Source organism: Dyella dinghuensis (assembly GCF_003977615.1).
GTDB classification, from domain to species: domain Bacteria; phylum Pseudomonadota; class Gammaproteobacteria; order Xanthomonadales; family Rhodanobacteraceae; genus Dyella_B; species Dyella_B dinghuensis.
The window spans coordinates 831,046-844,397 of sequence record NZ_RYZR01000003.1; the positions used below are offsets into that span (position 1 = coordinate 831,046).

At 59.9% G+C, this 13,352-nt stretch carries 14 protein-coding genes; 7 read left to right on the top strand and 7 right to left on the bottom strand.

The window, feature by feature from the left end; genetic code table 11:
* Window positions 1-59 precede the first annotated feature (59 nt).
* From EKH79_RS06905 to EKH79_RS06915, 3 genes are read left to right on the top strand one after another with little or no spacing between them, the layout of a single operon-like run.
* A complete protein-coding gene (locus tag EKH79_RS06905; RefSeq protein WP_126673019.1) occupies window positions 60-677 on the top strand; it encodes an SCO family protein in 618 nt (205 codons plus the stop codon).
* Between the two features lie 11 nt (window positions 678-688).
* Complete coding sequence (locus EKH79_RS06910) at window positions 689-1,129, top strand: copper chaperone PCu(A)C (RefSeq protein WP_126673020.1); 441 nt, start codon at window positions 689-691, stop codon at window positions 1,127-1,129.
* A gap of 36 nt (window positions 1,130-1,165) precedes the next feature.
* Window positions 1,166-1,936 (top strand): metallophosphoesterase, encoded by a 771-nt coding sequence (locus EKH79_RS06915; protein WP_126673021.1) that lies wholly within the window; start codon window positions 1,166-1,168, stop codon window positions 1,934-1,936.
* On the opposite strand, the gene EKH79_RS06920 is transcribed toward EKH79_RS06915, so the two are convergent.
* The 7 genes from EKH79_RS06920 to EKH79_RS06950 form a co-directional block, all read right to left on the bottom strand.
* Window positions 1,933-2,808 carry a cytochrome c oxidase assembly protein gene (locus EKH79_RS06920; protein ID WP_126673022.1) on the bottom strand — a complete coding sequence of 292 codons (876 nt, stop codon included), beginning with the start codon at window positions 2,806-2,808 and terminating at the stop codon, window positions 1,933-1,935. The genes EKH79_RS06915 and EKH79_RS06920 overlap by 4 nt on opposite strands.
* Before the next feature lie 91 nt (window positions 2,809-2,899).
* Window positions 2,900-4,828 carry a GldG family protein gene (locus EKH79_RS06925; protein ID WP_126673023.1) on the bottom strand — a complete coding sequence of 643 codons (1,929 nt, stop codon included), beginning with the start codon at window positions 4,826-4,828 and terminating at the stop codon, window positions 2,900-2,902.
* A gap of 3 nt (window positions 4,829-4,831) precedes the next feature.
* A complete protein-coding gene (locus tag EKH79_RS06930) occupies window positions 4,832-5,566 on the bottom strand; it encodes an ABC transporter permease subunit (protein ID WP_126673024.1) in 735 nt (244 codons plus the stop codon).
* Window positions 5,563-6,501, bottom strand: a complete 939-nt coding sequence (locus EKH79_RS06935) for an ABC transporter ATP-binding protein (RefSeq protein ID WP_126673025.1) — start codon at window positions 6,499-6,501, stop codon at window positions 5,563-5,565. The genes EKH79_RS06930 and EKH79_RS06935 overlap by 4 nt, the downstream gene beginning before the upstream one ends.
* Window positions 6,502-6,669: 168 nt before the next feature.
* A complete protein-coding gene (locus EKH79_RS06940) occupies window positions 6,670-8,043 on the bottom strand; it encodes an SRPBCC family protein (RefSeq protein ID WP_126673026.1) in 1,374 nt (457 codons plus the stop codon).
* A 505-nt stretch (window positions 8,044-8,548) separates the two neighbouring features.
* A complete protein-coding gene (locus EKH79_RS06945; protein ID WP_126673027.1) occupies window positions 8,549-9,190 on the bottom strand; it encodes a response regulator in 642 nt (213 codons plus the stop codon).
* Window positions 9,191-9,266: 76 nt separating this feature from the next.
* A complete protein-coding gene (locus EKH79_RS06950; RefSeq protein WP_425478480.1) occupies window positions 9,267-10,481 on the bottom strand; it encodes a sensor histidine kinase in 1,215 nt (404 codons plus the stop codon).
* 204 nt (window positions 10,482-10,685) lie between these two features.
* Between EKH79_RS06950 and EKH79_RS06955 the strand changes: the two genes are divergently transcribed.
* Genes EKH79_RS06955 through minE form a run of 4 tightly spaced genes read left to right on the top strand, consistent with a single transcriptional unit; the run spans window position 10,686 to window position 13,227 of the window.
* Entirely contained in the window at window positions 10,686-11,306 is a 621-nt protein-coding gene (locus EKH79_RS06955) for a GNAT family N-acetyltransferase (protein ID WP_126673029.1), read from the top strand.
* Window positions 11,303-12,097: a septum site-determining protein MinC gene (gene minC / locus EKH79_RS06960; RefSeq protein ID WP_126673030.1), complete on the top strand. Its 795-nt coding sequence runs from the start codon at window positions 11,303-11,305 to the stop codon at window positions 12,095-12,097. Before EKH79_RS06955 ends, minC begins: the two co-directional genes overlap by 4 nt.
* A gap of 33 nt (window positions 12,098-12,130) precedes the next feature.
* Window positions 12,131-12,946, top strand: a complete 816-nt coding sequence (gene minD, locus EKH79_RS06965; protein WP_126673031.1) for a septum site-determining protein MinD — start codon at window positions 12,131-12,133, stop codon at window positions 12,944-12,946.
* Window positions 12,947-12,951: 5 nt separating this feature from the next.
* On the top strand, window positions 12,952-13,227 hold the full coding sequence (gene minE, locus EKH79_RS06970; RefSeq protein WP_126673032.1) for a cell division topological specificity factor MinE: 276 nt from the start codon (window positions 12,952-12,954) through the stop codon (window positions 13,225-13,227).
* Window positions 13,228-13,352: the final 125 nt, after the last annotated feature.

Here is a 13,352-nt window from a genome sequence, read left to right on the forward strand (position 1 = left end):
AAGTGCGATGAAGCACCGCGCGTGGCGTATGCTTGCTCGGTCTACTACGGGATTTTTGCATGAAGTTGCCGCGCCTCGCCCGCCTGGCCTCCCTCTCGATCCTCTTCGCTGCCAGCCTGCTGCTCGCCGCCTGCCATCACGATGAATCGCAGCCGTGGCAGCTTTCGGATATCTCCGGACACATGCCGGATCTTGCCTTCCAGCTGACCAACGATGAAGGCAAAGCCGTGACCGCAGCCGACTACCGTGGAAAGATCGCGGTGCTCTATTTTGGCTACACGCATTGTCCGGACGTTTGCCCATTGACGCTGGCGCACCTGCACGTGGTGCTGCAGAAACTGGGCAAGCCGGCTGACAATGTGCGCATCCTCTTCGTCAGCGTGGATCCGACGCGCGATACACCTGCCGTCATGCACGACTACGTCAAGGCCTTCGATCCGCGCGCGGTTGGGCTTACCGGATCTGCCACGGATATCGAGGCACTTACCAAGCGCTATCGCGCCGCGTTCACGCGTGAGCCGGGCGCTGCCGATGGCAGTTACGAAGTCAGCCATAGCTCCGGCATCTACATTTTCGATGAGAGCGGGAAGGCGCGTCTGCTTGCCACACCTGCCGATCCTCAGGACAAGATCGTGCACGATCTGCAGCTGATGCTCGGCTCAGGAAATGCGTCGTGACACGAGGTGCTATGCCCGCGCTGCTTTTCGTGGGATTACTGCACATCGGCAGCGCGTACGCTAAGCAAGCCAATCACGTCACCGCCGAACATGCATGGATTCGCCTGTTGCCCGGAGACTTACCCGCAGCAGGCTACGTGACTTTGCAGAACAACGACGCAAAAGCTGCCACGATTGCAGCCGTGCAAACGAACGCCTATACATCGGCCATGATTCATCAGAGTACGCAGGACGCAGATGGCATGAGTCACATGGCCATGGTGGACCATCTGGCGATTCCCGCGCACGCTGCCGTTTCGCTGTCTCCCAGCGGCTATCATCTGATGCTTGAACATGCGTCACACCCCGTCAAGCCTGGCGACAGCGTCAACGTCACGCTGCGCTTTGCCGATGGCAGCGAGCTGCCCGTGTCCTTTCTCGTACGTCCGGCCAACGCGGTCGATACGAACTAGTTCCATCTAACGCTGGCTGCCTGAGGCGAGCCGTCGATGCGAGTATTTGCGGTTTCCGATTTGCACGTGGACTATGAACCCAATCGTGAATGGTTGGGGCAGCTCTCATCGCACGATTACAACGACGACGTGCTGATACTTGCCGGCGATATCTCGGACAAGCTTGCCCTAATCGATGAATGCTTCGCGTTATTGACGCGTCGCTTCGGCGCCGTACTTTACGTACCCGGCAATCACGATTTGTGGATTCACCGCAGCGACGCGCAGGATTCCTTCGAGAAGTACATCACCGTGCGTAACACGGCTACGCACCATGGCGTACACCTGACAGCTTTTCGTCGCGGCGATCTGGCCATCGTTCCGTTGCTGGGGTGGTACGACTATTCCTTTGGCGACGCTAGCGACTTCCTCAAAAGTGCCTGGGTGGACTATCGCGCGTGCCGCTGGCCGGACGGTTACGACGATGCGGCCATCACCCGCTTCTTCACGGAACGCAATATCGCGCCGTCATCGCACGAGCTGGATGGCGCGAAAAAGATCATCACCTTCTCGCATTTTCTACCGCGCATCGATCTGATGCCTGATCGCATCCCCGCCCGGCATCGAAAAATTTATCCCGTTCTCGGCACGACCCTGCTGGAAAAACAGTTGCGGCAACTGGGATCGTGCCTGCACGTCTACGGGCACAGTCACGTCAATCGGCACGTCACCATCGACGACGTGACGTATATCAACAACGCCTTTGGTTACCCTGCCGAGGCGCACTTTACGGCACGCCGGCTGGTGCACGTGCATACCGCGAATTAGCTATGTCCGCCTAACGGCGCTGCATCTACCAGCGCTTGTCGCGATCGCGCCTGCCGGCGAATACGGCCACTGCGTGAAAGGCGCAACCATTGACGCATGGCAAGCAGGCCGCCAATGGTCTCGATGGTCGCAGCGGGTACCCAGATGATGATCCCGCCGATCAATTGGCCGGTAAACACGTTGAAGTCGAACGCGCGACCGCAGATTTCGAAGATCGGATAAAGGTCGGCCTTGGAGAAGGTGATGATGGCGCCGGCGAGAATTTGCGGCGTCATGGTGATACCCGGCGAGAGTACGCGGACGCCGGGAATCATGCGGCCCGGTGGCCGCGGCCGGTGATCGAGCACCAGCCACCAGTAGATGAAGCCGCTGACGATCATCGACCAATTCATGAATCGATAGACACGCCAGTCGAGCATCGCCATCGTCTGCATCGACGGTATCAGCCAGATCAGGATGAAGACCACGAACAGAATGGTGGCTACGGCAGGATTGAATAGCACGGCGTTAATGACACGCCATGGCCACGTCCGCAGCAAGGGCCTCAATCCATGCACGCGCCAGCGCAACGGCAAGCCTGCACGCAACACCGAGCCCGGATACGACGCCATGATGATCAGCGGCGCCAGATGATGCAGCAGCAATTGCTGGATGCGATGCATGAAGAATTCATGCTCGGCATAGAAATCGAAATACGTTTGCAGCGACAGATAGACGATCGCCATGCCCGACCAGAACGCGATGCGACGCCCCCGACTGACGGGCAGCTTTTGACAGCCTCGCCAGTACAGCACGCACGTCCCCAGGAATATCGCGAGAAAAATCCACGAAAATTCCCAGGGAACGATCCACTTCATCAGGACTGCAATCATCGCCCTCACCCACGCCGTACGACGGCGGCCGTGCTCAAGCTTAAATCACGCCACGCCGTGACCCGCAGACTTACCGTGCGGCATATTGCCATCATGGACGCTGACGGCGATTACGCTGTGTGCGGCGCCAACCATACGCGATGCCGAACAGGATGATCAGCGCCGGCAATAGCGTGATGTTGATGACCTTGATGCGCGTACCCAGCGCATCGATTTCGGCATTCAACTGATGCTGTACGTCGCGCAATTCCTTGCTGATTTCAAGCTCGCGTTGCAGGAACTGCTCGACTTCGTGTTTCTGCTCGGCGTTGGTTGCGGCATCATGCGCGCCCTTCGACGGCTGCAGTTCGTCGAGCCGTTGCTTCGTATCGGCCAGCTCGCCTTCCAACTCCTGCTCCTTCTGCAGGAACTTGCTATCGGCTGCGCGCCGCAAGGCGAGTACTCGCGTAAACGGGCGTTGTGAGGTCGAACGCCCACGAATGGAGAGCAGTGCGGACGATCCGGTGAGGTTGTCGACGAGATTGCTGATGAAGTCGCCGTTGTTGGCGAACGCACTCAGCACAGGCTGGTCCACGAAACCCTGCAGCGTTTGCGTTTCCACCCACAAGCGATCGGTCAACATATCCGTGTCGGCGATCAAAATAACTTCTGCATTCCCCGGCGATGCCGCTAGATGACCTGCGCGTTTGGCGAGCTCGGGGAACGCGCTGGCAAATGGACCATGCAGCCGCGCGGCAATCACATAATTCTGGTTTTGTGGCTGATAGCCTTGCAGCAGGCTTGTGGGATTGCTGCCCGCATCGATCACGCGCTGCAAAGGCGCCAACTCGGCGTCGGCACTGCTCTGCAACAGTGGCACCAATCGCGTCGTCGCATTCGGCAATAGATCGAAGTGACCCGCCGTAGACACATTGACACGCTGCAAGCTCGCGGTGACCGGATCGTCGCGATTGATTTCCTGCGCACCCAGACCCAGCATTGCCGGATGCGCAAGATTGGTCCCGTTGAGTTCGATCTGCAGCGCACGCGAACGATCGAGAACTATCTGACTTGGATCGAACTGCACGCCCCAATCGGCGAACAGTCGCGGCAGATTGGAACTGCGGTCGCCTTGTGCACCGCTCGTTTCATCCACCAGCGGTGTGGGATCGGACTCCGCAAACGGATCGACAAAGACGACAAGGTGTCCTCCTCCCAACACATATTGATCGATGGCGTATTGCACATCGTTCGACAAATGCTTGGGGTGAATCAACAAGAGCACCTTGATATCGCTGTCGATGTGTTTGATTTTGTCGGCGTCGAGCACATCGACATCGAACAGCTGCTGCAACTGGCGCATGACTGTCCAGGGCTGCACACCGTTTAGCGGATCACCCATCACAGGCAATGCGCTGATGACACCGACATGCGGCTTCTCTGCTTGATCGAGCTGATACAGCAACTTCGCAACGTCGTATTCCAGGAACGTTTCGCGGTTTGGATCGAGAAACGGAATGGACAAGGTGCGATCGACATCCTTGCCGGTGCGATCAGCGGCCGTGTCGGGCGTTGAATCCGGCGTGTCGTCGCTGGTTGGCTGACGCGTGCTTCCGACCAACCCGAAGAAAATGCGCTCGCCATTGCTGCCGCCATTGGCCGGCGTAAGACCTGCACTTTCCGCGCGTGCTTCGTCGTCCGAGTAAGGCACCGGGTCGACGATCTGCAGACGTATGCGCCCGCGCGATTGCGCGACGATCTCCTGCAGCATCTCCGCCACCCGCTGCTCATAGCTGCGCACTAATGGCAGGTCTTTGGTTGCGTGTTGCGAAAAATACAGCGTGAGCCAAAGCGGCCGCTCTGCCCCGTCGATGACCTGTTTGGTTCCGGGCGACAACGTGTACAGGCCATCGGTCGTCAGATCGAATCGCCCCATGGTCAGCCAGCGGCTTGTCACGAGCGTCGCCGTGCAATACGCCACGATGAGCAGGACCACTGCGCTAAGCAGAATGGTGCGTCGACGCAGTAACAAGCGTGCCATCTTTCAGTGACTCCGCTTGAGGTCGAGGATGAGCACGCCGGCTGCCAGCCAGGCAACGATGGTGAGCACGAAATAGAAAATATCCCGCAGGTCCAACACGCCTCGCGCGATTGCCTCGAAGTGCCGCAACATGGACAAATGAGCGACGGCGTTCACCAGCTTGCGTGGCAGCGCCCCCTGGAAGAAATCGAGCACCTCCGGCTGACCGGCAAGAATCAGCAGTACACACACGACGGCCGTGAGGATGAACGCGACGACCTGACTGCTGGTAAGCGTGGAAAGGCATGCACCAATGGCGAGAAACGCTCCCGCCATCAGCCAACTTCCAAGGTAACCGGCGATGATGATGCCGTTATCCGGCGAACCGAGATAGTTCACGGTGATCCAGATCGGAAACGTCAGCAGCAACGCAAGCCCGATGAACAGCCACGCCGCGAGAAATTTGCCGAGCATGGCTTGCCACAACGATGTCGGCAGCGTTTGCAGCAATTCCAGCGTTCCCGATTTGGCTTCTTCGGCCCACAGGCGCATGGATACCGCAGGCACCAGAATCAGATAAAGCCACGGATGCATCACGAAAAACGGCTGCAGGTCGGCGATGCCGCGATCGTAAAAATCGCCGGCGTAGAACGTGAGAATGCCAGCGAGCACCAGGAAGATCACCAGGAACACATACGCGACAGGCGTAACGAAGTAGCTGCGCAACTCGCGCCGCATCAAGGCCATCACCGGACTCATGGATGCGCCTCCGTTTCCGAGCCCAAGGTGATCTGACGGAACACTTCATCGAGCCGTCCGCGCTCAAGCTGGATCTCGGAAACTTCCAGACCTTGCTGGCGAAGCAAGCTCTCGACCGGTTCCAGAATGCGCTCACCGGGCTTGGGGAACACGGTGACGCGCCCGTCCAGCGGATCCACTTCGATCCCAGCGACTTGTGGCAGACGCCCCAGCATTTCTTGAGAAATGCCGCTGCCCGGTGCGCTGAACGACACGGCGCCGTGATAGCGCGAACGTTCTTCCAGTTCGGCGGGCGTTGCATCGGCGCGCAGCCGCCCACCCGCGATGATCACCACGCGATTGCACAACGCATGCACTTCTTCGAGCAGGTGCGTGGAGATCAGGATCGTGCGCTCGCGTGCCATGGCATCGATCAATTGACGCACCGTGTGTTTTTGATTGGGATCCAGACCATCGGTCGGTTCGTCGAGCATCAGCACCGGCGGATCGTGCACGATGGCCTGTGCAAGACCCACGCGCCTGCGCAACCCTTTGGATAGCGTCTCGATGCTGACGTTCAACGCACCTTCCAGCTCCAGGCGGCCGACCACTTCATCGAAACGGCGACGGCCGACATCCGAGCGCAATCCGCGCATGCGCATGATGAACACCAAAAACTCGCGCACCGTCATTTCGCCATAGCTGGGAGCGCCTTCCGGCAAATAGCCGAGCGCACGCTTTGCCTTCAACGGCTCCTTGCGCACGTCGTACCCGCAAACACGCGCCGTGCCTGCGGTGGGTGCTTGAAAGCCCGCGATCATGCGCATGGCCGTTGTCTTGCCGGCCCCATTGGGACCCAGCAGGCCCAATACCTGACCCGGTTCGGCGTAGATACTTAGCGCATCCACCGCGGTCAAATGGCCATAGCGCTTGGTGAGCTTGTCGGTTTCGATCATGTGAGGTCGCGGATGAGCCCTGCACACGCGCGTCGTTGCGCGGTTCGCATGGCAATGTACCGCAAGCGACGCACAAAGTTCGCCCAATAACGCCGTGAAAAGCATACGGAAATAAAAAAAGCCCTCCCCGGAGGGAGGGCTTTGCGAACCATCAAAGCAGTGCGCTTCTTAGCCTTTAGCCGGCGCAGCGCTGGAGCTGGCAGGAGCCGGCGCAGTGCCGCTGGAAGCGGGCTGTGCGCTCATCACAGGCGGCTGCTTGATGCCTGCCTGCTGCTCGGGCGTCTGCTGCGGCAGTGCGGCGCCGTCACCGGAATCGGCGATCGGCAGATATACATCGTACTGCGCGTAGGTGGTGATGTTGCCGCCAGCGTCTTTCACTTCCGGCTGGGCAAGGATGTCGTACAGACGGTTGGTCACTTCGTCGAACTTATAGCCGTGCGTCTGTGCATAGGCGCGCAGCATGTCGCGCGTCTGCGGAACACCGGCTGCAGTGCCGTTCCACTCCGCTTCGAGCGCAGGACCGCCGAATGCAAGCGTGCCGCGCACGTTGCTGTCGATGACCAGGCGGCCGTAGCGATCTTTGCTACCCGGGTCCAGATTCTGGTTGGCCGGATTGGCAGCGGTGCTGCTCGACGCCGGCGCGGCGGTTTGCTCAGCCAGCGACGGCGGGGTCGGCGGCGTCAGCTGATAGCTCTGACCGGCCACGTTGAGGCTGGCCGAATCGATCGGCTCGGCCACATCGAAGGTGTAGGTCTGATCGCCGTAATCCGTCGTGAAGATCACGCGCGCACCGGTGGTGTGCACGCCCAGTTTCTTGGCGGCATCTTCGATCTGCTTGACGGCGGCGTCGACGGCTTCATTGAGGCCGTCCAGACCGTCTTTGCGCTGCATCGACGTGGAGACGATCAGCACAGGCGTCGGCTTGGTCTGCACGATGTACGGCACGAGGCTGCTGTAGTCGATGTTCGGCACAGCGGCGAGCACATTCTGCAGGTTGTTCAGGCTGAACTGGATGAACGCGTCAGGCTGACCATGGATGTACATGTTGGAGTAGCGGTTGAGCAGGTTCCAACCGTAGTCCACGTCATACGACCACGTGATCTTGGTCAGTTTGCCGGTGTTGCCCTGACGCAGCAGATCCAGAGTGAAATGCTTGTCGTTACCGCGCCAGGCATTGTCGAGATTCCAGATGATCTGCGCACTGTTGACCGTGCTGTCGATCTTGTCGAAATCGGGCTGGGCCGAGGCGATGGTCAGCTTGCCCTCACCCACTTTTTCGTCCTGACCGTTCCAACTGATCTCCGAGCCCGGGCCATATGCATTGCCGGACAAGGTGTATTGGGTTCTGGCATCGTACGCGCGCAGCACACCGTAGTTGGGGAAGGTACGGAAGTTGGCTACAACGTCGTAAACCTGACGCAAGTCTTTGCTGACTACCACTGACCGTTCAACGTGACCGCTGCCGGGCATGATGACACCCACCACAACGCCGAAAACTACGACGATGATGAGGGCAACGATAAATTCCAGAACACGCGCCATTCCAGGTTTCTCCGAGACGTCTCTCTAGTGCGGGAAAGCGCAGGTCGAAGCGGACCGCCAGGGATGGCTTTCCCTTAGGGAAACCGCATCAGACGGGGATCGGCCGGCGCCTAAGCTGCCGATGGTACTTGCTCACGCTCAGGAACGCTACGGGCCACGCGGACCCGCAGCCACGCTGCTGCGCAGCATTTCTGGATTGGACGTCTAGAGCCTTAGGGATGCTCTGATCAATTCTACGCAGGCGGCATGATGTCCAGAAGGCGCGCAGGGTGTGTTGCGCGACGCAGGGAAGACTGGCTGTCTTGGCAAGTCGCGTGGCACGGCCTGCGCGCCTTCTGGACATCACCCTTTACTTTAAATTCGTCACGTTGGGCCGTGCCTGTCTGTCCGTATGCCTTCGGTCCATCGTCTCGACAGACGGCCAGTCTGCCTTCGCCGACGGCCCTGCGTCATGCGAACAGACAGGCACGGTGACGCCTGCGTAGAATTGATCAGAGCATCCCTCCTAGACGATCCCCAACTCCAGCGCTTTGAGCACCGCACGGGTGCGATCGCGTACGCCCAGCTTGGACAGGATGTTCGAAACGTGATTTTTCACGGTTCCTTCCGCCACCTTCAGAGAATTGGCAATTTCCTTATTGCTGTAACCGCCTGAGAGCAGGCGCAGGATCTCCGTTTCACGCTCGGTCAACGGATCGGGCTGTTCGAGGCTGGTGAACTGGTTGTGCATACGACTCACGCCCGCCAGCAGGCGCTGCGTCACCATCGGTGCTACCAGTGAGCCGCCGGACGCGACGGTGCGCACGGCTTCCACAAGTTGCTCCAGCGAGACATCCTTCAGCAGATAACCGCGCGCACCCGCTTTCAACCCCTGCAGTACCAACTGATCGTCATCGAATGTGGTGAGAATGATCGTGGGTGGCAATTCATTCCTTGCAGACAAGGCTTGCAAGACTTCCAGACCGCTCATGTTCGGCATGCGCAGGTCCAGCAACACGACATCGGGCTTGATCCGTGGAATGTCCTGCACAGCCTGCACGCCATCGGCGCACTCGGCCACCACACGGATATCTTCGGCCAGATCAAGCAGCGAACGAACTCCCTGGCGAACCAGGTTCTGGTCGTCGACAAGACAAACGGAGATCATCGCGCATCCTCGCAATATTCGTGGCACATCGCAGGCCACATGCGTACCGCTAACTGAAACAAATTCTTGCAGGCCATCATGTCACGCTCAACGCAGGCGGCTCGAACCGGGACGGCGTATGCGCCAGCACCGACGGCTCGCCCAGCGGCAAGCGCACGCTCAGCGCAAAGCCTTGCCCCGCCTCGCTTTCCATCGACACATCGCCACCGTACTCAGATAAACGTTCGCGCATGCCCGACAACCCGTTACCGGGTAGAATCGATGCAGAACCGCGGCCATCGTCCCACGCATTCAGGCTGAGCAGGTTTTCATCGTCGTAGGCAAAAGTCAGCCAGAGATTGCGGGCGCCGGCGTGCTTGGCGGTATTGGTGATGATTTCCTGCACACAGCGCAGCAGAACCTGCGCCCGGCGCGGGTCTTCCACCCCGAAACGCGGGGGCGTGGTCAGGTGCACCTGCAGACTGGGAACGCCGTCGATAAGGCTTTGCAGCGCCTGCGTCAGATCGATGGCATCGTCCTGGCGCAACTCGCTCACCGCTTCGCGTACGTCGGCGAGCAACAGTCGCGCTGTGCTTTGCGCCTTGCGCACGTGTTCGGATGCCGCTTCATTGCTCAAATGGCTGGCCACTTCCAGGTTCAGGCTGAGCGCCGTGAGGTGATGGCCGATCAGGTCGTGTAGCTCGCGCGCGATGCGCATGCGCTCGGCGATACGGGTGGATTCGGCGAGCAGCGCGCGCGTCGCCCGCAGCTCGGAATTGAGGCGCCGCTGCACATCGCGCTCGTCCGCCTGCTGGCTCGCGACAGTGGAAATGACAAAGCCGACCAACGAGTAGGCCGTATAGATGATGGCCTGCAGCACCGCCAGCACGATGGTGTACTCGGGGAAGGTCGCAAATACCCCCGTCAGACAAATCGTCTGCAGCACCATCCACCCGATGCCGACCCAAAAAGGGACCAGCCACGGCAATACGACGGAGATCACGACCATCAGGATCGCGGACAGCCCGCTGTGGCTGTACCAGCCCACCACCAGCGCCGCCGCCGTCATCAGTAGCAACCCGAATAATCGCGCACCGACGTGTGTGCGCGCGCCGAGGTTGTTGGTTACTAGCAGATAGATGATGCCGAAGATCAGGTAAAACAGCGTGCAAAGCAGCAACGCGAAGTCGGGCCGGTGTAGCAAATCCAGCCGCTTGGTGGCCCAACTGGTGAACAGCGGCGTGCCATCGCACAGATAAGCGATAAGCCCGGTAATGCGCAGCAGCCGCAAATGGTTGAAGTTGGTTGTCATGGCCATGGCATGCATCATAGGGCCGCGCCAATGCCCTGTAATGCGCGGGAAGTCACCCCTACCTCGATTGCTCAGCGCGTGGCTTTACAAAGGTTTTACATGCCGCAATACGGGATGATACGCCTTGTGGCACATGCCATAATGCGCCGGAGCTGGGCCGTCAGTCGGTCTTTTCCTTAGCAACTACTCACTGCGGAGCAACGAATGGCCCTTGCCATCCGCGACGTGCGCGAGCACGAATTGGATGCCGTCCTGGCGCTCAACAACACCGCCGGTCGCTCCATCCTCGTGCTGGACGCCGTGCAGTTGCGCTATTTCTACGATCACGCCGACTACTTCCGCGTGGCCGAGATCGACGGACAGCTCGCCGGATTCCTGATCGCCCTGCGCGACGGCGGCGACTACAGCAGTCCCAATTACCGCTGGTTCAACGAACACTATCCGTCGTTCGTGTACATCGATCGCATCGTCATCGCCAACGCCTACCGGCGCCACGGCCTGGGCCGCATTTTCTATTGCGATGTGAACAGCTTCGCCGAAGTACGCGTGCCGCTGCTGGCATGCGAAGTGTTTCTGGAACCGGTCGACGATGTCGTGGTGCTCTTCCACGGTACCTACGGTTTTCAGGAAGTCGGCCAGCAACGCATGGGCGAACACGGTCCACAGGTGAGCTTGCTCGCCAAAGATCTGCCCAGCTACACATATGTTCGCGATACCTATCTCGAACACGGCGGCTTGCCCGACGAGCCCTGGCTTGCCGGCCGCCCCACCCTTAAAACTGACAACACTACCAAGCGCCGCCTCGCCGGAGAGCGGCGCTCATGAATGTAAAAATGGATCAACAGACTTCTGACGCTTGCGACTTGCGCTTTGGCCAGGTCGGTATCGCTTGTGTGCGCGTACGACGGCCCGATGCGGCGGCCTTGTGCGAGGAACTCGAACGCCGCGTTCGTGCCGCGCCGCAGCTGTTTTCACGCGCTGCCGTGGTGCTCGATCTGAGTCACCTGCTCAATCTTCCCGATGACGGCGTCGTCGATGCGCTGCTCGAAGCCGTGCGCAGTGCCGGCATGTTGCCGGTCGGTCTGGCGTACGGCACGAGCGCGACCGAAGCGCTGGCACAACGCATGGGACTGCCGCTGATCGCGAAGTTCCGCGCAGCCTACGAACCCGCCGACGGCGGCAGCATCGCGCCACCCGCCACGAATGCTGCGCCAAATGCCGCGCCCGCTGCAGCACCCGCGCCTGCGCCGGTACGCGAACCGGTGCTGTCACCGACGGACGCACCGGTCGGCGCGCAACGCCACGAGAGTGCGGTGCGTTCGGGTCAGCAGGTGTATGCACGCGATCGCGATCTTGTCGTCACCGGCGCGATTGCGAACGGTGCCGAAGTTATCGCCGACGGCAGCATTCATATCTATGGCAGCCTGAAAGGCCGCGCGATGGCTGGCGCGCAAGGCGATATAAAAGCGCGCATCTTCGTGTCGGATTTCCGTGCCGAGCTGATCGCGATTGCCGGCCACTACCGCGTCTTCGAACAAATTCCGAAAGACCTGGAGGGCCAGTCTGTGCAATGCTGGCTCGAGGGCGAAAAACTATTGATTGCGCCACTGAAATAATGACTATTACAAGAACACATGCGGAGATGAGCCTTGACTGCTGAGATTATCGTTGTGACGTCCGGTAAGGGCGGCGTCGGCAAAACCACTACCAGCGCATCGCTTGCCACCGGACTGGCCATGCAGGGCAAGAAAGTGGCGGTCATCGACTTCGACGTCGGCTTGCGAAATCTCGATCTGATCATGGGCTGCGAACGTCGTGTGGTGTACGACTTCGTCAACGTCATCCAGGGCGAAGCCACGATCAAGCAAGCGCTGATCAAGGACAAACGCTACGAAAATCTCTCCGTGCTCGCCGCCAGCCAGACGCGCGATAAAGATGCACTGACACAGGAAGGCGTCGAGAAGGTACTCAACGATCTATCGAGCGACGGCTTCGACTACATCGTCTGCGACTCGCCGGCAGGTATCGAAAAGGGCGCGCATCTGGCGATGTATTTCGCCGATCACGCCGTCGTGGTGGTGAATCCGGAAGTGTCGTCGGTGCGCGACTCCGACCGCATTCTCGGCCTTCTCGCCAGCAAGACACGTCGCGCCGAACGCGGCGACGGCGCGATTGCCCAGCATCTGCTGCTTACCCGCTACAACCCCGCGCGTGTGGAACAGGGCGAAATGCTCAGCGTGAAAGACGTCGAGGAAATCCTCGGCCTCAGCGTGGTGGGTGTCATCCCGGAATCGGAGAACGTGCTCGCCGCATCGAACTCCGGCGTGCCGGTCATCCTCGACGAAAACTCGTACGCCGGGCAGGCCTACCGCGACACCGTGGCCCGCATCCTTGGCGAAACCCGCCCAATGCGCTTCCTTGAAGCACCCAAGAAGGGCTTCTTCCAGCGCGTATTCGGAGGTTGATCGCGATGGGTATTCTCGATTTTCTAAAGCGCCGGCCCGAACCGACTGCCGTGGTCGCCAAGGAGCGTCTTCGCATCATCGTTGCGCAGGAGCGCTCCACCCGAGGCGCACCGGATTACCTCCCCTTGCTGCGCAATGAATTGCTCGAAGTCATCAAGAAGTACGTGAACGTCGACCTGGACGCGATCAACATCAACGTCGAGCGCGACAGCGGGCATGAAATACTCGAGCTGTCGGTCGCGTTGCCGGAGGCCAAACCGGCAGGCAACGCCGCGACCTGATGCGTTACTCCCTCTCCCCTCCGGGGAGAGGGCCGGGGTGAGGGGCCACGCTCACCGCACGCCTCACTTCTTTCATTAGAAAGCACCTTCATCCAAACACGGATCAACCTTTTAGCAAGGTTGAG

Bases quoted from the DNA above. Each gene is read 5' to 3' on its own strand.
- EKH79_RS06905 (WP_126673019.1), top strand. From the start codon at position 60: ATGAAGTTGCCGCGCCTCGCCCGCCTGGCCTCCCTCTCGATCCTCTTC.
- EKH79_RS06910 (WP_126673020.1), top strand. From the start codon at position 689: ATGCCCGCGCTGCTTTTCGTGGGATTACTGCACATCGGCAGCGCGTAC.
- EKH79_RS06915 (WP_126673021.1), top strand. From the start codon at position 1,166: ATGCGAGTATTTGCGGTTTCCGATTTGCACGTGGACTATGAACCCAAT.
- EKH79_RS06920 (WP_126673022.1), bottom strand. From the start codon at position 2,808: ATGATTGCAGTCCTGATGAAGTGGATCGTTCCCTGGGAATTTTCGTGG.
- EKH79_RS06925 (WP_126673023.1), bottom strand. From the start codon at position 4,828: ATGGCACGCTTGTTACTGCGTCGACGCACCATTCTGCTTAGCGCAGTG.
- EKH79_RS06930 (WP_126673024.1), bottom strand. From the start codon at position 5,566: ATGAGTCCGGTGATGGCCTTGATGCGGCGCGAGTTGCGCAGCTACTTC.
- EKH79_RS06935 (WP_126673025.1), bottom strand. From the start codon at position 6,501: ATGATCGAAACCGACAAGCTCACCAAGCGCTATGGCCATTTGACCGCG.
- EKH79_RS06940 (WP_126673026.1), bottom strand. From the start codon at position 8,043: ATGGCGCGTGTTCTGGAATTTATCGTTGCCCTCATCATCGTCGTAGTT.
- EKH79_RS06945 (WP_126673027.1), bottom strand. From the start codon at position 9,190: ATGATCTCCGTTTGTCTTGTCGACGACCAGAACCTGGTTCGCCAGGGA.
- EKH79_RS06950 (WP_425478480.1), bottom strand. From the start codon at position 10,481: ATGACAACCAACTTCAACCATTTGCGGCTGCTGCGCATTACCGGGCTT.
- EKH79_RS06955 (WP_126673029.1), top strand. From the start codon at position 10,686: ATGGCCCTTGCCATCCGCGACGTGCGCGAGCACGAATTGGATGCCGTC.
- minC (WP_126673030.1), top strand. From the start codon at position 11,303: ATGAATGTAAAAATGGATCAACAGACTTCTGACGCTTGCGACTTGCGC.
- minE (WP_126673032.1), top strand. From the start codon at position 12,952: ATGGGTATTCTCGATTTTCTAAAGCGCCGGCCCGAACCGACTGCCGTG.